The following is a 19616-nucleotide window of genomic DNA, read 5'->3' as shown; positions in this document are numbered from 1 at the left end:
TCGGGCCATCCGGTCGCGGCGGCGGTGGCGGTCGCGAACCTGAAGCTGCTGCGCGACGAAGGGATCGTCGAGCGCGTGAAGCGTGACATCGGGCCGTATTTCCAGCGTCGGCTGCGGGAAGCGCTCGGCGATCATCCGATCGTCGGCGAGATCGCGGGGGCGGGGCTGGTCGCGGGGGTCCAGCTCGCGCGCGATCGCGCGCGGCGCGAGCGGTTCGACGCCAGCGTCGACGTCGGGATGATCTGCCGGGACTTCTGCTTCAACGGCAATCTGATCATGCGTGCGACCGGCGACCGGATGCTGCTGTCGCCGCCGCTCGTGATCCGGGAGGCGGAGGTCGACGAGATCGTCGACAAGGCGAAGCGCGCGTTCGATGCGACGGCGCAGCGGGTGAGGCGGGCAGGGTAGTCAGTCGTCGCGACGCTTCGACTGCATGTGGCCGAAGCGTCGTTGCCCGTCGAACTTGTTCGCGAGCGCAAGGAAGCGTGCAGGGGAGGCGCGCCGCAGCAGAAAGGCGGCCGCAAAACGAAAAGGGCCTGCGTCGTGAGACGCAGGCCCTTGAATTCTTTGGTGGGCGGTACTGGGATCGAACCAGTGACCCCTGCCGTGTGAAGGCAGTGCTCTACCGCTGAGCTAACCGCCCAAAGAAGCTGAAATTATGTCAGAGCTTTTCGGGTTCGTAAAGCACTTTCTTCAAATATTTTTCAGGCCGGTGCAAACAGTTCGTCACCCGGCCGTCGACGGTTCGACGAGATCGAGGATCGAGCCGTCGCGCTTGAGCGTCGCGAGCACGATGCTCGAATTGATCGACATCACACCTGTCGCGCGGTGCAGGCGGTTGATCACGAAGTCGGAATAGTGGTCGAGGTCGCGCGCCCGAACCGTCAGCACGTAGTTCGAGCCGCCCGTCACGATCTGCGCGGCGATGACTTCCGGCCACTCCTGGATCGCCTCCACGAACCGGTCGTGCCATTCGGGCACGTCCGGCCGCATCGACACATGCACGAGCGCCTCGAATGCGACGCCGACCTTCTTCGGCTCGATCGTGCAGCGGTAGCCCGAAATGACGCCGCGTTCCTCGAGCAACTTCACGCGCCGCAGGCACGCCGACGGCGACAGCGCGACCGCGTTCGCGAGGTCCTGATTGCTGATGCGTCCGTCCCGCTCGAGATGCCGCAGGATCCGCATGTCGGTTCGATCCAGATTCATTTCGCAGAATCCCGTAACTTTTGAGATGACAAGCGCAGACTCTACTGCAAAGGCGGCGATTCGTCATCGAAAAGTGAAGCTCATTCTATTTCGTCCTCGATAACATGCGCCCCATGCCTCGACCGCACGGCCTGACGCGCTGTCACGCCGCCGGCCGTATCGCCGCCTTCAACTCTTACCGTCATTGCGTCATGTACGAACACATTCCCGCCTATCCGGGCGACCCGATCCTGTCGCTGTTCCAGGCGTTCCAGCAGGATGCCCATCCGCACAAGGTCAACCTCAGCATCGGTCTCTACTACGACGACGCGGGCCGCATCCCCGTGCTGGAGAGCACGCGTCTCGCGGCCGAGCGCGTGCGCGAAGCCGGTGCGCCGCATACCTACCTGCCGATGGAAGGGCTTGCCGCGTATCGGCAGGGCGTGCAGCGCCTCGTGTTCGGCGCCGACTGCGCGGCGCTCGCGCAAGGGCGCGTCGCGACGCTGCAGACGCTCGGCGGCTCGGGCGCGCTGCGGCTCGGCGCGGAGTTCGTGAAGCGCTATTTCCCCGACAGCGCGATTTGGGTCAGCGATCCGACGTGGGACAACCATCGCGTGATCTTCGCGGCGGCCGGCCTCGACGTGCACACGTATCCGTATTACGACGCAGCGCGCAACGACCTGCGCGTCGACGCGATGCTCGCAGCGCTCGACGCGCTGCCCGCGCGCAGCATCGTGCTGCTGCAGCCGTGCTGCCACAACCCGACGGGCCTCGATCTCGGCCGCGACGCGTGGAACGCGGTGATCGACGTGCTCGCGCGCCGCGGACTGATTCCGTTCCTCGACATGGCGTACCAGGGCTTCGGCGACGGCCTCGACGACGACGCATGGGCCGTGCGCGTGATCGTCGAGGCGGGACTGCCGGCGATCGTCAGCAACTCGTTCTCGAAGAACTTCTCGCTGTACGGCGAGCGCGTCGGGGGCCTGTCGATCGTCTGCGCGAGCGCGGACGAAGCGGCGACGGTGCTGAGCCAGTTGCAGGCCGGCGTGCGCCGCACCTATTCGAGCCCGCCGCTGTTCGGCGCGCAGCTCGTGTCGGCCGTGCTGAACGACGACGTCCTGCGTGCGTGCTGGGAAGACGAGGTGGCCCAGGTGCGCACGCGCATCAAGCGGATGCGCGGCGCGCTGAAGGCGCGGCTCGACGCGCGCCTGCCGGCGCCCGCGTTCGATGCGCTCGTCACGCAGCGCGGCATGTTCAGCTACACGGGCATCGCCGCGGGCGACGTGGACCGGCTGCGCGCGTCACACGGCGTCTACCTGCTGCGCTCGGGCCGCATGTGCATCGCGGGCCTGAACGACGCGAACGTCGACCACGTCGCGAACGCGATCGCCGACGTGCTCGGCGGCACGTCGCGCCAGGCCGCTTGAGCGGCCGATCCCGAACCGAAGGAGGACACGATGGCAGACACCATCCCGGTCGACTTGCCCCAGCTCGCGCAGCCGTTCTCGTGGGCGACCCGCGCAGGCGGGCTGATGTTTACCGGCCATGGGCCGGTCGATGCGTCCGGCGCGATCGCCGGCGACACGATGGCCGAGCAGGCGCGCATCACGCTCGGCAATCTCGCGAAGGCCGTCGCGGCGGCGGGCGCGACGATGGACGACGTCGCGCAGGTGCTCGTCTACCTGTCCGACGTGAAGGCGATGCCCGAATTCGATGCCGAATACCGGCGTCATTTCCGCGAGCCGTATCCGAACCGCACGTGCGTGGGCGTGCAGGGCTTCGCGCACCCTGACATGCGCGTCGAACTCGTCGCGTATGTCGCGCTGCCGGCGGCACGCGGCTAGCCGGCACGCGACTTCGCGACGATTGCAGCACCCACGATTACCGACAAGCACCAACCCCCCCCGACGAACATCAAATATTCAGACAAGGATGGAGACGAAGAAGATGAGTATCAATCGATTCGCACTACCGACGATAGCGGGCCTGCTCGCCGCAAGCGGCGCGATGGCGCAGACCAGCGTGACGCTGTACGGCATCGTCGATCAGAGCATTCGCTACACGACGCATGCGAACGCGTCGAACGACGCGAGCGTGCAGATGACCAACGGCGCGATCACCAACAGCCGCTGGGGCCTGAAGGGCAGCGAAGCGCTCGGCGGCGGGCTGAAGGCGATCTTCCAGCTCGAGAGCGGCTTCGAGCCGCAGAACGGGCAACTCGACGGCGCGCTGTTCGGCCGCTATGCGTATGTCGGCCTGGCGAGCGACTGGGGCACCGTGAGGCTCGGCCGGCAGGCGACCGAGGCGTTCAACCTGTTCGGCGATCTCGATCCGCTGACGGTCGGCAACTACACGGCCAACATGTGGCCGTACTTCCTCACGCAGGGCCGTGCGAGCAACGTGGTCAGCTACGACGGCACGTTCGGCGGGCTGAACGTCGGCGCGAGTTACGGCTTCGGCGGCGTCGCGGGCAGCCTCGGCGCGAATGCGTACTGGGGCACGCACGTGTCGTACACGCTCGGCGGCCTCATGGTCGGCGCGACCTACCAGCAGGTGCGCGACCTGAACAGCCGTGCGCAGCAGGCATGGGGCGCGGGCGCGCGCTACGCGTTCGGCGCGGCGACGCTGTACGCGGGCTATCTCGGCGGCATCGATCGCACGGGCATGCTCGACCGGCAACTGCTGAACGCGCCGGGCCGCGACGTGACCTACGGTTCGTTCGCCGACAATCCGCGCCGCGACGCGATCTTCTATACCGGTGCGAGCGTGAAGGTCACGCCAGCGGTGTCGGTGACCGGCGTCGCGTACTACGACGACATCCGCAACGTCAACGGCATCGCAGGTAACGGCGGCAAGCGCTATACGGGTGTGCTCGAGGCCGAGTACGCTCTGTCGAAGGCCACGCAGGTCTACGCGACGGTCGACTACAACCGCGTGACCGGCGGCGCGTTCACCGAAATGCCCGGACGCGGCAACCAGACGGGTATCGCGGCCGGCTTGCGCCACATGTTCTGAGCACGCGGCGCGCGGTGGCCGGTGCGGTCCGGCACCGGTCCGTGCGCCGTCGACGTTTCGACCGGACACACGCTTTCGAACGAGGTCATTCGATGCAACCAGAAGGGCAATTCCAGCACATCGCGGCGCGCGAGCAGGGTCTGCGCCGCACGCTTTCCGCACGGCAGATGGCGATGATCGCCATCGGCGGTGCGATCGGCACGGGTCTCTTTCTCGGCAGCGGGTTCGCGATCGGCTTTGCCGGCCCGAGCGTGCTCGTCAGCTACGCGATCGGCGCGTTCATCTCGCTGTTGCTGATGGGCTGTCTCGCGGAGATGACGGTCGCGCACCCGACCTCCGGGTCGTTCGGCGCGTACGCCGAACATTACGTGAGCCCGTGGGCCGGGTTCCTCGTGCGCTATGCGTACTGGGCGTGCATCGTGCTTGCGGTCGGCACCGAAGTCACCGCGATCGCGCTGTACATGAAGTACTGGTTCCCGGGCGTGCCGGGCTGGCTGTGGATCGTCGGCTTCTCGGCGCTGCTCGTGTTCGTCAACGCGCGCAGCGTCGACGTGTTCGGCGCGGTCGAATACGGCTTCTCGGTCGTGAAGATCGCGGCGATCGTCGGCTTCATCGTGCTGGGCGCTTACGTCGTGTTCGGTAATCCGGCGCTGGTCGGCGACGGCGCGGCCGGCGCGGGCTTCCACCATTACACCGAGCATGGCGGCTTCTTCCCGAAGGGGATGTGGGGGATGTGGGTCGCGGTGATCGTGTCGATCTTCAGCTACCTGAGCATCGAGATGATCGCGGTCGCGGCGGGCGAGGCGGAAGATCCCGAGCGCGCGGTGACGCGCGCGTTCCGCTCGACGATCGTGCGGCTCGTGCTGTTCTACCTGGTCACGCTCGCGCTGATGCTCGCGATCGTGCCGTGGACGGCGGCGGGGCGCGACGAGAGCCCGTTCGTGAAGGTGATGGAGGCGATCCACCTGCCGGGAGCGGCCGGGCTGATCAACTTCGTCGTACTGATCGCCGCGCTGTCCGCGATGAACAGCCAGCTCTACATCACTACGCGGATGATGTTCAGCCTGTCGCGCGCAGGTTACGCGCCGAAGGCGCTCGGCGAGGTGAACGCGCGCGGCGTGCCGTTCGGCGCGCTGATGCTCTCGACGCTTGGCATCGCGCTCGCGACGGTCCTGAGCGTGCTGTATCCGGACGCGTCGTTCACGATCATGATGTCGGTGTCGATGTTCGGCGCGCTGTTCACGTGGATGATGATCTTCGTCACGCATTACTGCTTCCGGCGGCGTCGCGCGGCGCTCGGCCTGCCGGCGCCCGCGTTCCGGATGCGCGGCTTTCCGCTGCTGACGCTGCTCGGCGCGGCGCTGATGCTCGCGGTGATGGTGACGACCTACTTCACGGCCGAATTCCACATGACGCTGATCTTCGGCATTCCGTTCCTTTTCGCGCTGTCCGTCGTGTACGCGGTGTGGTATCGGCGCGCGCAGCCGGTGCTGCAGCCGGAAGCGAAGTAGCGGAGAAGTGCCGGCACCTTCTCAGCCCGCGAGCGCGGGCAGCGCGTCGATCGACGCGCGCACGTAGTCGGCGAAGCGCAGCGCGACCGGTTCGGCGGTGCCGCTGCGCTTCAACTCCAGCGTGCGCGATTCGAGCGACGCATCCTTCAGCGGCCGGAACACGAGCCGGTCGCTCTTCACCTGCTGCAGCACGCGCGGCACGAGCGCGATGCCCATCCCGAATTCGATCATCGACAGGATCGTCTGCCACAGCCGCGCCTCATGACGGATCAGCGGGCTGAATCCCGCGTTCACGCATTGCGCGATGATCAGGTCGTGATAGTGCGGCGCCGCGTCGCGCGGAAACAGGATGAACGGTTCCGCGGCCAGCGCGGCGAGTGTGACCTGCCGGCGCCGCGCGAGCGGATGCGCGGCCGGCAGGCAGCACACGAACGGTTCGGCGTAGACGGGCGCCGATTCGACCTCGGGCGGGCAGTGGCCCCAGTGCGCGTAGCCGAGATCGATCTGGCCGCGCTGGATCGCCTGCACCTGCGCCTGCGTGTTCATCTCGCTCAGCACGATCTCGACGCTCGGATAGTCGGCCTCGAAGCGCCGCACGGCATCGGGCAGCCCGCGATACAGCATCGAATGGACGAAGCCGATCCGCAGCCGGCCGGCGAGACCGGACGCCGAGCGCACCGTGAGACGCTCGGCCTCGGCCGCCTGCAGCAGCAGCCGGCGCGCTTCGCCGAGCAGCACGGCGCCCGCGTTGGTCAGTGCGACCGTCTTGTTGGTGCGGGAAAAAAGCTGCACGCCGAGCGCATCCTCGAACTTGCGGATGTCGAAGCTCAGCGCCGGCTGCGAGATGAACAGGCGCTTCGCCGCGCGCCCGAAATGCAGTTCCTCGGCGACCGCCACGAAGTAGCGCAACTGCCTCAGTTCCATGGTGTCTCCTCCCCGCATCGGCATCGATAAGCGTCGTCTATCGTACCGGATAAATCCTGTATTGGACGCTTATCGATCGCGCGCCTACGCTCTGCTGAACGTCTGGCACCCGCCGGCCGCGCCGCCACGGCGCGGGCACCGGCCGGCAGCCGGGCCACCATGGAGACGCATGCATGAACGACACCGCTCGCACGCCGGACACCGGCGCGGCCAACAACATCCCCGATAGCCGGGGCATCAATTTCTTCACGGCCGATCCCGACCTCGGCGCGTTGCTGAAGCTGCATCTCGGCGCGACCCGATACGCGGAACTCGAACCGCAGCTGCACGCGCTCGGCGCGCGCGTGTCGGGCGAACTCGACGCGTGGGCGTCGCGCGCGGACAAGCATCCGCCCGTGCTCGAGCATCGCAACCGGCGCGGCGAAGCCGTGCAGCGGATCGACAAGGATCCCGCGTATGTCGCGCTCGAACGGGTCGCCTATTCGGAACTCGGGCTCGCGGCGCTGAGTCACCAGCCCGAGACGGTGGCGCCGCTCGTCAAGTACGCGCTGACGTTCCTGTTCGTGCAGGCGGAATTCGGGCTGTGCTGCCCGGTCAGCATGACCGATTCGCTGACGCGCACGCTGCGCCGTTTCGGGGATCGGGCGCTCGTCGAGCAGTATCTGCCGATGCTCGCGTCGCGCGATTTCGACACGCTGTTCCAGGGCGCGATGTTCATGACCGAGCAGGCGGCCGGTTCCGACGTCGGCCGCATCGCGACGCGCGCGCTGCGCGAAACCGACGCGCAGGGCGGGGCGGCGTGGCGCCTGTACGGCGACAAGTGGTTCTGCTCGAACGCGGACGCCGACCTGGCGATGGTGCTCGCGCGGCCCGACGGCGCGCCGGACGGCATCAAGGGCCTCGCGTTGTTCCTGTTGCCGAAGACGCTGCCGGACGGCACGCGCAACCGCTATCGGATCGTACGACTGAAGGACAAGCTCGGCAGCCGTTCGATGGCGAGCGGCGAGATCGCGCTCGAAGGCGCGCAGGCTTACCTGATCGGCGAGATCGGCCGCGGTTTCCACCAGATGGCCGACATGATCAACATGTCGCGGCTGTCGAACGGCGTACGCGCGGCGGGCCTGATGCGGCGCGCGCTGAACGAGGCGCTGCACGTCGCCGCGCATCGCGAGGCGTTCGGCCGCAAGTTGATCGAGATGCCGCTGATGCAGCGCCAGTTGATGAAGATGCTGCTGCCGGCCGAGGCCGCGCGCGCGATGTTCATGCAGATCGCGATGCTGCTGCCGCAGGCCGATGCGGGCGACGAGCAGGCTGCACGCTGCGTGCGCATCCTGACGCCGCTGATCAAGTTCCGCGCGTGCCGCGATGCGCGTCGCGTGACGGGCGACGCGATGGAGGTGCGCGGCGGCACCGGCTACATCGAGGAATGGAGCGATGCGCGTCTCGTGCGCGACGCGCATCTCGGCTCGATCTGGGAAGGCACCAGCAACATCGTGGCGCTCGACGTCGCGCGCGCCGCGCAGCGCGAGCAGGCGCTCGACGCGCTGCGCACGTTCCTCGGCGACCGGCTCGGCGCGGCGCCGCTGCCCGACGCGAGCCGCGCGGCGCTGCGGCGCATTCTCGTGCGCGCGTGCGATGCGCTCGCACGGGTTGCGGCTGAAGGCGACGACGCGCGCGTGCGGCAGGCTGCGTCGGCGCTTTACTACGCGAGCGCGGCCGTGCTGATGGCGTGCGAGGGCGCACAGCTCGCACCCGATTACCGGCGCCTCGCGCTCGCGCACTTGATCGTGCGTCACAAGCTGCTGCCGGTCGACCCGCTCGCACCGGCGTCGCGCGACGACGAAGCGGCGGCGTTCGACGCGCTGCTGCGCGGCACAACGGTGCCGCTCGACATGGCGCTCGACTTGCTGCCGGAGGTCGAACGATGAGCGCGACGGAAGCGATGAACGCGCCGCGCGGCGCACTTGACGGCCTGAAGATAGTCGACTTGAGCCGCGTGCTCGGCGGTCCGTACTGCACGCAGGCGCTCGCCGATCACGGCGCGACGGTGATCAAGATCGAGCCGCCGGGCGGCGACGAGACGCGCGGCTGGGGGCCGCCGTTCCTCGGCGACACCGCGTGGTACTTCATGGGCGTGAACCGCAACAAGGAAGGGCTCGCGCTCGACCTGTCCCGCGACGAAGGGCGCGCGATCCTGTGGCGCCTGCTGGAGGACGCCGACGTGCTCGTCGAGAACTTCAAGCCAGGCACGCTCGCGCGCTGGGGGATGGACTATGCGCGCGACCTGCAGCCGCGTTTCCCGCGCCTGATCCACTGCGCGGTGACGGGCTTCGGCGAGGACGGCCCGCTCGGCGGGTTGCCCGGCTACGACGCGGTGATCCAGGCGATGGCCGGGCTGATGAGCGTCAATGGCGAGCGCGACGGCGACGCGATGCGCATCGGGTTGCCGATCGTCGACATGGTCACGGGGCTCAACGCGCTTGCCGGCATCCTGCTGGCGCTCGCGGAGCGCGAGAAGAGCGGGCTGGGGCAGTCGATCGACATCGCGCTGTACGACTGCGGCGTGTCGCTGCTGCATCCGCACCTGCCGAACTTCTTCGGATCGGGGCGCGTGCCCGAGCGCAGCGGCAACGCGCATCCGAACATCGCGCCGTACGACAGCTACCGCACGGCGACGGTGCCGATCTTTCTCGCGGTCGGCAACGACCGGCAGTTCGCGCGCCTCGTCGCGTATCTCGGCGCGCCGGCGCTCGCGGGCGATCCGCGCTTCGCCGACAACCGCAGCCGGTGCGCGCACCGGCTCGAGCTGAAGGTCGAGCTCGAGGCACGGCTCGCCGCCCATCCGTGCGAGCCGCTGGCGCGCGACCTGATGGCGGCGGGCGTACCGTGCGGGCCGGTGCGCACGGTCGCCGATGTCGCGCGCGACCCGCATGCGCTGCACCGCGCGTTGTTCGTCGAGATCGGCGCATATCGCGGCACCGCATCGCCGGTGAAGCTGTCGCGCACGCCGGCGACCTATCGTTCGCCGCCACCCCCGCTCGGCCGCGACACGCGCGCGGTGCTCGACCGCCTCGGCGTCGATCCCGCGCTCCAGCAGCAACTGCTCGACGCCGGCGTGCTGAAGGTCGCGCCGGACCCGGCGTGACCGGCCGGGTGGCGCTCGCACGCGAGCATCCTCGGCCGACGCATCGCAGGGAAAAGCAGCGCAACGCAAGGCAACTCAAAGCGCAGTAAAGCACCACCGCCAGCCGGCGGCGCAAGGCCGGCCATCCGGCAAGGCGCGCGACAGTCGCGCCGCCGATCACGAACATGGAGACATCGATGAGCCGTCCGCAATCCCTATCCGCCGCGCAGCCGCGGCCCGGCCGTGCCGCCCTCGCGGCGTTCGTCGGCACCACGATCGAGTGGTACGACTTCTACATCTACGGCACGGCCGCGGCGCTCGTGTTCGGCAAGGTGTTCTTTTCCCGCACGATGGATCCGGGCGTCGCGACGCTGCTCGCGTTCGTCACGTTCTGGGCCGGCTTCGCCGCGCGGCCGCTCGGCGGCATCGTGTTCGGGCATCTCGGCGACCGCGTCGGCCGCAAGACGGCGCTCGTGATCACGCTGGTGATGATGGGGCTCGCGACGACGGGCATCGGCCTGTTGCCCGGCTATGCGTCGATCGGCGTGTGGGCGCCCGCGGGCCTCGTCGTGCTGCGCGTGCTGCAGGGCATCGCGGTCGGCGGCGAGTGGGGCGGCGCGGTGCTGATCGCGAGCGAGAATGCGCCGAAGCATCGCAGCATCCTCTATGCGGCGTTCGCGCAGCAGGGCTCGCCCACCGGCAACCTGCTCGCCACCGCCGCGTTCTTCGCGCTCAGCGCGCTGCCGACGCCGTCGTTCCTGATGTGGGGCTGGCGCATTCCGTTCCTGCTGTCGGCCGTGCTCGTGATCATCGGCATGGTGATCCGGCTGCGGCTCGAGGAGTCGATCGAGATGCAGCGCGTGCTCGCGCGCAAGCGCACGGTGAAGCTGCCGCTGCGCGACGTCGTGCGCGACCACTGGCCCGTCGTGCTGCTCGCGGCCGGCACGCTGCCGGTGATCAACGTCACGTATTTCCGCAGCACGTTCGCGCTGTCGTGGGCGACGAAGGAGCTCGGCTACGCGCAGGGCACGTTCCTCGGCATCCTGTCGATCTCGCTCGTCGTGCAGTTCCTGATGCAGCCGGTCGGCGCGTGGTTCGTGTCGAAGGTCGACATGCGGCGCGCGATGTGCTGGATCCTGATTCCCGAGATCGTGCTGATGCCCGTGATGTTCCATGCGCTCGCGACGCGTTCGTACTGGGTCGCCGTCGCGGGCATGTGCATCTCGACGATTCCGTCGGCGATGTTCTACGGCGCGGTCGGCGGCGTGCTCGCGCGCGTGTTTCCGGCCAATATCCGCTATACGGGCCTGTCTCTCGCGTATCAGTTGAGCGCGCTCGTCGTCGGCGGCGGCACGCCGGTGCTCGCGCAGGCGATCCTCAATGCGACGGGCAGCATCGTCGGCGTCGCGATCGCATCGGGGCTGTACGCGCTCGTGTCGCTCGCGTGCATGCTGGCGCTGCTGAATCGCACCGGGTATCGCGCGGACGAGCTGTCGAGCGCCGAGCGCAGCGACGCGGCCGAATGGGGCACCGAAGGCGCGAGCGCTGAAAGTCCGGCCGACGAGACCGCGCAGGCGGGCGACCGCGGTGCGTTGAAACCGGCGGGTTGAATCCGCCGGGCCGGCGTGACGTGCGGATTCGGCGGCAGCGAACGCGCCGGCCGGATCGCATCGACCCGATTCCGCCCTCCCAAAAGCAAACGGCACCGTGCGATACACGGTGCCGTTTGCTTGGCTTTTCGTCGCTGCCGGTGCGACCGGCCTGCGCGATTCGCGGTGCTTCAGCCTTCCGTCGGCGGCACGTAGCCGGACGCCTGGTCCGCGCCGTCGCCGAAGAAGTACTTCTCGGTCTGCTTCATCAGGTACTGGCGCGCGCGCGGGTCGGCCATGTTCAGGCGGTTTTCGTTGATCAGCATCGTCTGCTGCTTCAGCCAGCCTTGCCACGCTTCCTTCGAGACGCTCTCGTAAATGCGCTTGCCGAGTTCGCCCGGCAGCGGCGGGAAATCGAGGCCTTCGGCTTCCTTGCCGAGCTTCGCGCATTGGATCATTCGAGCCATCGTGTACTTCTCCTGTAATCGGTGTCTGGGGGGAAGGGCAGTCGTGCCTGCGCTCAGAGCTGCTTCATCAGCACGAGCGACTTGCGCTGCCAGTTATAGAGTTTGCGACGGTCTTCCGGCAGGTCGTCGACGCTGACCTTCACGAAGCCGCGCTTGAGGAACCAGTGCTCGGTGCGCGTCGTGAGCACGAAGATGTGCGTGAGGCCGCGCGCGCGGGCGCGCTGCTCGATGCGCTTGAGCAGGCGTTCGCCGTCGCCCGAGCCCTGTGCTTCCGGCGCGACCGTCAGGCACGCCATCTCGCCGATCTTCTCCTGCTGGTACGGGTACAGCGCCGCGCAGCCGAACAGCACGCCATCGTGCTCGATCACCGAGAAGTGGTCGATGTCGCGTTCGATCTGGTGGCGGCCGCGCCGCACCAGCGTGCCGTCCGACTCGAGCGGCTCGATCAGCGACAGGATGCCGCCGACGTCGTCCGGCGTCGCTTCGCGCAGGCTCTCGAGGTTCTCGTACGAGATCATCGTGCCGACGCCGTCGTGCAGGAACAGTTCGAGCAGCATGCTGCCGTCGAGCGACTGCGGAATCAGGTGGGCGCGGGTCACGCCGCCGCGGCATGCGCGGATCGAGTGCTTCAGGAAGAACGCATCGTCGCCCTGGATGTTGCCGGAATCGAGCAGCTCGGCGGCCGCGTCGAGCGACATTTCGCGGATCAGCCCGCCTTCGTCGTCGACGATGCCGGGCGCTTCGGTCAGGAAGATGATCTTGTCGGCGCGCAGCGCGATCGCGGCGGCCGACGCGACGTCTTCCATCGACAGGTTGAACGCCTCGCCGGTCGGCGAGAAGCCGAGCGGCGACAGCAGCACGAGCTTGCGGCTCGCGAGCGAATGACGGATCGATTCGGCGTCGATCTTGCGCACGATGCCCGTGTGCGCGAAATCGACCCCGTCGAGAATCCCCACTGGCCGTGCGGTCACGAAGTTGCCGGACACGACGCTGATGTGCGCGTGCGCCATCGGCGAGTTCGGCAGACCCTGGCTGATCGCGGCCTCGATGTCGAGACGCACTTCGCCGGCCGCTTCCTTCGCGGATTCGAGCGCGCGCGCATCGGTGATGCGCAGCCCGTGCGAAAACTCGGATTCGACACCGTGCAGGCTCAGCTGCTCCTCGACCTGCGGCCGCGAGCCGTGCACGAGCACGATCTGGATGCCCATCGCCTGCAAGAGCGCGATGTCGGACACGAGCGCGTTCAGCAGCCCCTGCTGCACCACCTCGCCGCCGAACCCCACGACGAACGTGCTGTTGCGGAACTTGTGGATATAGGGCGCGACGGAGCGCATCCAGTCGACGAACTGCGCGTGGCTGGCGGCCGAATCGTCGGCGGCCGGCGGCGTCGCGGCGCCGGTCTGGGCGGGTGGGAGGTCGGTTTGGGAATTCATGGGCGGGATTATAATGCGCCCCCATGTCGAATGTACCTAAAAGTCCCGCGCCGACGCGGGCCAAAGCGCCGTCGGCCCGGCACCCGGAGGGTGCGGCCGATGCGCGTCAGCAGCAGGGCCAGCCGGCGCGCCAGCAGCAACAGCGGGCGGGTCAGCCGCCGCGCGGCGACGAGCGGCGCCGCGAACCGGGCCAGCCGGCCGCGCAGGGCGCACCACATGCCGCCGGCGAGCGCGCGCCGCGCCGCGAACGTCCGCCGCGCGCCGCCGTCGCGCCCAATCCCGTTCCGCCGATCACCTACCCCGAAAGCCTGCCCGTGTCGGGCAAGCGCGACGAAATCGCGCGCGCGATCGCCGGTCATCAGGTCGTCATCGTCTGCGGTGAAACGGGTTCGGGCAAGACCACCCAGCTGCCGAAGATCTGTCTCGATCTCGGCCGCGGCCTCGGCGCCGGCGGCACCGGCCTGATCGGCCATACGCAGCCGCGGCGCCTGGCCGCGTCGTCGACCGGCCGGCGGATCGCCGAGGAGCTCGGCACGCCGTTCGGCGAGGTGGTCGGCTACAAGGTGCGCTTCACCGACAATCTCGCGCCGGGCGCGTCCGTCAAGCTGATGACGGACGGCATCCTGCTCGCCGAGACGCAGACCGATCCGCTGTTGAAGGCGTACGACACGCTGATCATCGACGAGGCGCACGAGCGCAGCCTGAACATCGACTTCCTGCTCGGCTACCTGAAGGAAATCCTGCCGAGGCGGCCGGACCTGAAGCTGATCGTCACGTCCGCGACGATCGACGCCGACCGCTTCGCGCGCCATTTCGGCACCGACGAGCACCCGGCGCCCGTGATCGAGGTGAGCGGGCGGCTGTATCCGGTCGAGATGCGCTACCGGCCGGTGGCCGAGGATCGCCCCGCCGTGAAGAACGCCGAAGGCACGGGCGGCCGCGATCGCGTGAAGACCGCGCGCGAGGCCGAACGCGACCTGATGGACGCGATCGTCGACGCGGTCGACGAACTGTGCCGCGAAGGCCCCGGCGACGTGCTGGTGTTCCTGCCCGGCGAGCGCGAGATCCGCGAGGCGGCCGAGGCGCTGCGCAAGCATCATCCGCCGCATACCGAGATCCTGCCGCTGTTCGCGCGGCTGTCGGCGGCCGACCAGGACAAGGTGTTCAAGGCGTCGAACGCACGCCGCATCGTGCTCGCGACCAACGTGGCCGAAACGTCGCTGACGGTGCCGGGCATCCGCTACGTCGTCGACACCGGTCTCGCGCGGGTGAAGCGCTATTCGTACCGGAACAAGGTCGAGCAGCTGCAGGTGGAGTCGATCTCGCAGGCCGCCGCGAATCAGCGCGCGGGCCGCTGCGGCCGGGTGGCCGACGGCGTCTGCATCCGCTTGTACGAGGAAAGCGACTACCAGGCGCGCGCGCGTTTCACGGATCCGGAAATCCTGCGCTCGTCGCTCGCGTCGGTGATCCTGCGGATGAAGTCGCTGCACCTGACGGCGATCGAATCGTTCCCGTTCCTCGAGCCGCCGCCCGGCCGCGCGATCGCGGACGGCTACCAGCTGCTCAACGAACTCGGCGCGGTCGACGACGACAACGCGCTGACGCCGCTCGGCCGCGAACTCGCGCGGCTGCCGCTCGATCCGCGCGTCGGCCGGATGATTCTCGCCGCGCGCGACCAGCAGTCGCTGCGCGAGGTGCTGATCATCGCGAGCGCGCTGTCCGTGCAGGACCCGCGCGACCGTCCGATCGAGGCGCAGGAGCAGGCCGACCAGGCGCACCGCCGGTTCGCCGACGAGCGCTCCGAATTCCTGCAGTGGCTGAAGATCTGGGCGTGGTTCGAAGAAGCCGTCGCGCACAAGAAGTCGAACCGCCAGCTGGTCGACGCGTGCCGGCAGAACTTCCTGTCGCACCTGCGGCTGCGCGAATGGCGCGACGTCCATTCGCAGCTGCTGACGGTCGTGCGTGAGCACGGCTGGCGGCTCAACGAGGTCGAAGCGACCTATGAACAGGTCCATCTGGCCCTGTTGACGGGCCTGCTCGGCAACCTCGGCATGAAGGCCGACGACGATCCGCACTACCTCGGTGCGCGCGGGATCAAGTTCTACCTGTGGCCGGGTTCGGCGCTCGCGAAGAAGGCCGGCCGCTGGGTGATGGCGGCCGAACTCGTCGAGACGAGCCGGCTGTATGCGCGCTGTCTCGCGAAGATCGAGCCGGAGTGGGTCGAGAAGATCGGCGCGCACCTCTTGAAGAAATCGCTGTCGGAGCCGCACTGGGAAAAGCGTCCCGCGCAGGTCAGCGCGTTCGAGCGCGCGACGCTGTACGGGCTGCCGATCTACCACCGCCGCCGCGTCGCGTTCGGCAAGCAGGATCCGGCGCGGGCGCGAGAGCTGTTCATCCGCGGCGCGCTGGTCGAGGGCGAGTTCGACACGAAGCTGCCGTTCTTCGCACACAACCGCAAGCTGCTCGCCGACATCGAGCAGCTCGAGCACAAGTCGCGCCGCCAGGACGTGCTGGTCGACGACGAGCTGATCTACGCGTACTACGACCAGGCGATTCCGGAGGGAATCCACACGGGCGCCGCGTTCGAGCGCTGGTATCGCGACGAGGTGAAGAAGAGCGGTCAGGCAGAGGAGAAGCAGCGCCTGCTGTACCTGTCGCGCGACGACCTGATGCGCCACGAGGCGGCCGGCGTGACGACCGAGCTGTTCCCGAAGCGCGCGACGATGGCCGGTGTCGAGATGGCGCTCACGTACCATTTCGAGCCCGGCACGCCGCGCGACGGCGTGACGCTCGCGGTGCCGCTGTACGCACTGAACCAGGTCGACGCGCGCCGCTGCGAATGGCTTGTGCCGGGGATGCTGAAGGAAAAGGTGCAGTTGCTCCTGAAGTCGCTGCCGCAGAAGCTGCGCCGGCACTGTGTGCCGCTGCCCGAATACGCGGCCGGCTTCGTCGAGCGGACGGGCCGCGAGCGCTTCGGCGCGGGCGGCCTCGTCGAGGCGCTGATCGCCGACGTGCGCGGCGAGACCCAGGTCGCGATGAAGACGGCCGACTTCAAGCTCGAGACGTTGCCCGCGCACCTGTTCATGAACTTCAAGGTGATCGACGAGCACGGCCGCCAGCTCGCGATGGGGCGCAATCTCGCGCAACTGCGCCAGGAGCTCGGCGCGCAGGCGCAGCAGCAGTTCCAGAAGATCGCGGCGGCATCGACGATCGCGCCTGGCGGCGAAGCGGGCGACGGCGATGCGGGTGACGCGCCCGCGCTCGCCGCGGTGCCGGGTTCGGCGGCGAAGGGCGGCAAGCCGGGCAAGGGCGCGGCGCCGCACACGGCCGCCCCGGCGGAAGCCGGCGCGACCGCGCTGTACGAGAACCTGACGACGTGGAACTTCGGCAAGCTCCCCGAGCTGCTGGAGATCCGCCGCCGTGGCCAGACACTGTACGGCTATCCCGCGCTCGTCGATCGCGGCACGCATTGCGACGTCGAGGTGTTCGACTCGCCGGAGGAGGCCGCGCGGATCCACCGGGCCGGTTTGCGGCGACTGTTCGCGCTGCAGCTGAAGGAGCCGATCAAGTTCCTCGAGAAGAACCTGCCGGGGCTGCGCGAGATGGCGATGCAGTACATGTCGCTCGGCACGCAGGACGAGCTGCGCGACCAGCTGATCGACACGGCGCTCGACCGCGCGTGCCTTCAGGATCCGCTGCCCGACGACGACGCGAGCTTCCACGCGCGCCGCGACGAGGGCCGGAGCCGCCTGAACCTGCTCGCGCAGGAGATCGCGCGGCTCGTCGGGCAGATCCTCGCCGAGTATGCGGGGCTTGCGAAGAAGCTCGCGCAGGCGAAGCCGTTCGCGCAGGCCCACGCCGATCTGCAGCAGCAGCTCGCTGCGCTGGTCGGCAAGCGCTTCGTGATCGACACGCCTTACGTGCAGCTTGCACACTTCCCGCGCTACCTGAAGGGCATCGCGCTGCGGATCGACAAGCTGAAGGCCGACCCGGCGCGCGACGCGAAGCAGTCCGGCGAGCTGCTGCCGCTCGTCCAGCATTATCAGCGCGCGGTGTCGCAGCGCGGCGGCGTCGCCGATCCGCGCCTCGCGGAATTCCGCTGGCTGCTGGAGGAGCTGCGAATTTCGCTGTTCGCGCAGGAACTGCGCACGCCGATGCCTGTCTCTGTCAAGCGTCTGCACAAGGTGTGGGAGTCGATGCAGCGCTAGCGCAACGGCGATCGGCCGGGCCCGCACCGGTTGCAGGTCCCGGCCGCTCCAAGGCGCCGGCCGCATGGCAGCCGCGACCTGCGTCGAAGTGGCGCAATGCCGCCTCAGGTCAACCGGTGGGGCCTGCCGAGCGTTCTACAATGACTGCTGTTCCACGACGTGAGTCTTCATGCGCACTTTCCTTTCCTTCGGCCGCACGCTTGCGCTGGCCGCCGCCGTGCTGGCGCCCGCCGCACACGCGAATAACGTGATCATCCTCAATTCGGCCGAAGCGACGCTTTCCCTGATCGACCAGCAGACCCGCGAAGTCGTTTCCACGCTGCCGACCGGCAAGGAACCGCACCATCTGATGGCGACGCCGGACAATTCGTCGCTGATCGTCGCGAATTCGGTCTCGAACAGCCTGATGTTCCTCGATCCGAAGACGGGCAAGCTGCAGCGCACCGTCGAGGGGATCGACGATCCGTACCAGCTCGGCTTCTCGCCCGACCGCAAGTGGTTCGCGGCGGCGGGGTTGCGGCTCGACCGCGTCGACATCTACAGCTACGACGGCCACGACGTGCATCTCGCGAAGCGCGTGCCGCTCGCGGTGATGCCGAGCCACCTCGCATTCACGAAGGACAGCAAGACGCTGCTCGTGTCGCTGCAGGTGTCCGGCGAGATCGCGGCGATCGATCTGCCGACGCAGACGGTCAAGTGGAAGATGAAGGTCGGCAAGGTGCCGGCGGGCCTGTGGCTCACGCCGGACGACAAGTTCCTGCTGGTCGGGATGACCGGCGCGGATTACGTCGCGGTGGTCGACTGGCGCAACCAGAAGGTCGTCAAGCAGATCCATACGGGCAACGGCGCGCACAACTTCCGCTCGCTTGCCGACGGCACGCACGTCGCCGTCACGAACCGGGTCGCGAACACGATCAGCATCATTGACGAGAACACGCTCACCAACGTCGGCGACATCACCGGCCTGCTGCCGGGGCCGGACGACATGGAACTGTCCGCCGACAAGAAGACGCTGTGGGTGACGTTCCGTTTCGCGAAGAAGGTCGGTATCATCGATCTCGCATCGCGCAAGCTGGTGCAGACGATCGCCGTCGGCCGTTCGCCGCACGGGATCTACTTCTACGACCGCGCGCCGTGGAAGGCTGCGAACGGCGCGTGACGGGCGGAGGCGAGCGATGCTGCACCTGATCGATGCGTTCGTGTCGGACATCCAGACCTGGCTGTACGTCGATGTCGTGCAGCCGCTCCTCTTCAAGTTCAACCTGATGGGCTATGACGAGGACACCTACGACGCGCTGTACTGGGTGATCATCGGCGCGCTGCAGATGGTGCTGATGTTCGCGCTGCTGCGCCCGCTCGAGGCGCTGCTGCCGGTCGAGCGCTGGCAGAACCGCCGCGCGGTGCGGGTCGACGTGATCTATACGGCGATCTCGAAGCTCGGCATCTATACGCTGTTCTTCTTCTTCGCGCTGCAGCCGGTGTTCGACAGCTTCCAGGCATGGCTGCGCCTGCACGGCGTCGCGAACGTCAACCTCGACTATCTGTGGCCGGGCGTGACGTCGCGGCCGATCGTCGCGTTCGCGATCTACCTCGTCGTGCTCGACTTCGCCGGCTACTGGTATCACCGCTGGCAGCACAAGTTCGGCATCTGGTGGGAACTGCACGCGGTACATCACAGCCAGCGGCAGATGTCGCTGTGGTGCGACGACCGCAACCACCTGCTCGACAACGTGATCCAGTCGTGCTTCTTCGCGGCGATCGCGCTCGTGATCGGCGTGACGCCGTCGCAGTTCGTCGTGTTGACCGCCGTCACGAACTTCATGCAGAGCATCCAGCATACGAATGCGCGGCTGTCGTTCGGCTGGCTCGGCGAGCGCCTGCTCGTGAGCCCGACCTTCCACCGGCGCCACCACGCGGTCGGCTACGGCCACGAAGGCACCAAGTACGGGTGCAACTTCGGCGTGCTGTTCCCGTGGTGGGACATGATGTTCGGCACCGCGTCGTGGAACCGCACGGTCGAGCCGACCGGCATCCGCGAGCAGGTCGAAGGCGTGTCCTACGGCGACGGCTTCTGGGCGCAGCACGGCCTCGCGTTCGTGCGCATCTTCCGGCGCCTCGTTCCCGCGAAGCGCGGCGCGGCGTCGGCCTGACCTCGTC

The 19616-nt window shown here is 68.2% G+C and carries 15 protein-coding genes and 1 tRNA gene; 11 read left to right on the top strand and 5 right to left on the bottom strand.

Annotated features, from left to right (window positions below; all coding sequences use genetic code 11):
* Nucleotides 1-408, top strand: a 408-nt coding sequence (locus DIE08_RS21875; protein WP_124903533.1) for an aminotransferase class III-fold pyridoxal phosphate-dependent enzyme, incomplete at its 5' end; no start/stop codon positions are given.
* A 160-nt stretch (nt 409-568) separates the two neighbouring features.
* Here DIE08_RS21875 and DIE08_RS21870 read toward each other — a convergent pair.
* Together DIE08_RS21870 and DIE08_RS21865 are read right to left on the bottom strand one after the other, a co-directional pair.
* A tRNA-Val gene (locus DIE08_RS21870) sits at nt 569-643 on the bottom strand.
* 83 nt (nt 644-726) lie between these two features.
* Nucleotides 727-1209 (bottom strand): Lrp/AsnC family transcriptional regulator, encoded by a 483-nt coding sequence (locus tag DIE08_RS21865; protein WP_059608438.1) that lies wholly within the window; start codon nt 1207-1209, stop codon nt 727-729.
* 191 nt (nt 1210-1400) lie between these two features.
* Here DIE08_RS21865 and DIE08_RS21860 point away from each other — a divergent pair, with 191 nt between their 5' ends.
* From DIE08_RS21860 to DIE08_RS21845, 4 genes are all read left to right on the top strand, one after another.
* Nucleotides 1401-2615, top strand: a complete 1215-nt coding sequence (locus tag DIE08_RS21860; protein ID WP_124903531.1) for an amino acid aminotransferase — start codon at nt 1401-1403, stop codon at nt 2613-2615.
* Between the two features lie 30 nt (nt 2616-2645).
* Complete coding sequence (locus DIE08_RS21855; protein WP_059608436.1) at nt 2646-3032, top strand: RidA family protein; 387 nt, start codon at nt 2646-2648, stop codon at nt 3030-3032.
* A gap of 103 nt (nt 3033-3135) precedes the next feature.
* Nucleotides 3136-4203 (top strand): porin, encoded by a 1068-nt coding sequence (locus DIE08_RS21850; RefSeq protein WP_260436550.1) that lies wholly within the window; start codon nt 3136-3138, stop codon nt 4201-4203.
* A 92-nt stretch (nt 4204-4295) separates the two neighbouring features.
* A complete protein-coding gene (locus tag DIE08_RS21845; RefSeq protein ID WP_124903527.1) occupies nt 4296-5714 on the top strand; it encodes an amino acid permease in 1419 nt (472 codons plus the stop codon).
* A gap of 21 nt (nt 5715-5735) precedes the next feature.
* Here the strand turns inward: DIE08_RS21845 and DIE08_RS21840 are convergent, their stop codons facing one another.
* Nucleotides 5736-6638: a LysR family transcriptional regulator gene (locus DIE08_RS21840; protein WP_059608433.1), complete on the bottom strand. Its 903-nt coding sequence runs from the start codon at nt 6636-6638 to the stop codon at nt 5736-5738.
* Between the two features lie 173 nt (nt 6639-6811).
* Here DIE08_RS21840 and DIE08_RS21835 point away from each other — a divergent pair, with 173 nt between their 5' ends.
* From DIE08_RS21835 to DIE08_RS21825, 3 genes are all read left to right on the top strand, one after another.
* Entirely contained in the window at nt 6812-8566 is a 1755-nt protein-coding gene (locus tag DIE08_RS21835) for an acyl-CoA dehydrogenase family protein (protein ID WP_124903525.1), read from the top strand.
* A gap of 14 nt (nt 8567-8580) precedes the next feature.
* Complete coding sequence (locus DIE08_RS21830) at nt 8581-9783, top strand: CaiB/BaiF CoA-transferase family protein (RefSeq protein WP_124903537.1); 1203 nt, start codon at nt 8581-8583, stop codon at nt 9781-9783.
* Between the two features lie 176 nt (nt 9784-9959).
* Entirely contained in the window at nt 9960-11372 is a 1413-nt protein-coding gene (locus tag DIE08_RS21825; protein ID WP_124903523.1) for an MFS transporter, read from the top strand.
* Nucleotides 11373-11542: 170 nt separating this feature from the next.
* On the opposite strand, the gene DIE08_RS21820 is transcribed toward DIE08_RS21825, so the two are convergent.
* Nucleotides 11543-11818 carry an oxidative damage protection protein gene (locus tag DIE08_RS21820; RefSeq protein ID WP_006478357.1) on the bottom strand — a complete coding sequence of 92 codons (276 nt, stop codon included), beginning with the start codon at nt 11816-11818 and terminating at the stop codon, nt 11543-11545.
* 53 nt (nt 11819-11871) lie between these two features.
* A complete protein-coding gene (argA, locus tag DIE08_RS21815; protein ID WP_044847668.1) occupies nt 11872-13251 on the bottom strand; it encodes an amino-acid N-acetyltransferase in 1380 nt (459 codons plus the stop codon).
* Nucleotides 13252-13274: 23 nt separating this feature from the next.
* Here argA and hrpA point away from each other — a divergent pair, with 23 nt between their 5' ends.
* From hrpA to DIE08_RS21800, 3 genes are all read left to right on the top strand, one after another.
* Complete coding sequence (gene hrpA, locus DIE08_RS21810) at nt 13275-17459, top strand: ATP-dependent RNA helicase HrpA (RefSeq protein ID WP_124903521.1); 4185 nt, start codon at nt 13275-13277, stop codon at nt 17457-17459.
* Nucleotides 17460-17628: 169 nt separating this feature from the next.
* On the top strand, nt 17629-18618 hold the full coding sequence (locus DIE08_RS21805; protein WP_059608430.1) for a beta-propeller fold lactonase family protein: 990 nt from the start codon (nt 17629-17631) through the stop codon (nt 18616-18618).
* A gap of 16 nt (nt 18619-18634) precedes the next feature.
* Nucleotides 18635-19609, top strand: coding sequence for a sterol desaturase family protein (locus DIE08_RS21800; protein ID WP_124622287.1), 975 nt, complete (start codon nt 18635-18637; stop codon nt 19607-19609).
* Nucleotides 19610-19616 lie beyond the last annotated feature (7 nt).

The sequence above is a fragment of the Burkholderia sp. Bp9004 genome (assembly GCF_003858025.1).
Taxonomy (GTDB): domain Bacteria; phylum Pseudomonadota; class Gammaproteobacteria; order Burkholderiales; family Burkholderiaceae; genus Burkholderia; species Burkholderia diffusa.
Note: the sequence above shows the minus strand (reverse complement) of the source record. Positions and strands in the feature narration are given on the sequence as shown.

Coding starts and splice junctions, on each gene's coding strand:
- DIE08_RS21865 (WP_059608438.1), bottom strand. CDS start 1,209: ATGAATCTGGATCGAACCGACATGCGGATCCTGCGGCATCTCGAGCGG.
- DIE08_RS21860 (WP_124903531.1), top strand. CDS start 1,401: ATGTACGAACACATTCCCGCCTATCCGGGCGACCCGATCCTGTCGCTG.
- DIE08_RS21855 (WP_059608436.1), top strand. CDS start 2,646: ATGGCAGACACCATCCCGGTCGACTTGCCCCAGCTCGCGCAGCCGTTC.
- DIE08_RS21850 (WP_260436550.1), top strand. CDS start 3,136: ATGAGTATCAATCGATTCGCACTACCGACGATAGCGGGCCTGCTCGCC.
- DIE08_RS21845 (WP_124903527.1), top strand. CDS start 4,296: ATGCAACCAGAAGGGCAATTCCAGCACATCGCGGCGCGCGAGCAGGGT.
- DIE08_RS21840 (WP_059608433.1), bottom strand. CDS start 6,638: ATGGAACTGAGGCAGTTGCGCTACTTCGTGGCGGTCGCCGAGGAACTG.
- DIE08_RS21835 (WP_124903525.1), top strand. CDS start 6,812: ATGAACGACACCGCTCGCACGCCGGACACCGGCGCGGCCAACAACATC.
- DIE08_RS21830 (WP_124903537.1), top strand. CDS start 8,581: ATGAACGCGCCGCGCGGCGCACTTGACGGCCTGAAGATAGTCGACTTG.
- DIE08_RS21825 (WP_124903523.1), top strand. CDS start 9,960: ATGAGCCGTCCGCAATCCCTATCCGCCGCGCAGCCGCGGCCCGGCCGT.
- DIE08_RS21820 (WP_006478357.1), bottom strand. CDS start 11,818: ATGGCTCGAATGATCCAATGCGCGAAGCTCGGCAAGGAAGCCGAAGGC.
- argA (WP_044847668.1), bottom strand. CDS start 13,251: ATGAATTCCCAAACCGACCTCCCACCCGCCCAGACCGGCGCCGCGACG.
- hrpA (WP_124903521.1), top strand. CDS start 13,275: ATGTCGAATGTACCTAAAAGTCCCGCGCCGACGCGGGCCAAAGCGCCG.
- DIE08_RS21805 (WP_059608430.1), top strand. CDS start 17,629: ATGCGCACTTTCCTTTCCTTCGGCCGCACGCTTGCGCTGGCCGCCGCC.
- DIE08_RS21800 (WP_124622287.1), top strand. CDS start 18,635: ATGCTGCACCTGATCGATGCGTTCGTGTCGGACATCCAGACCTGGCTG.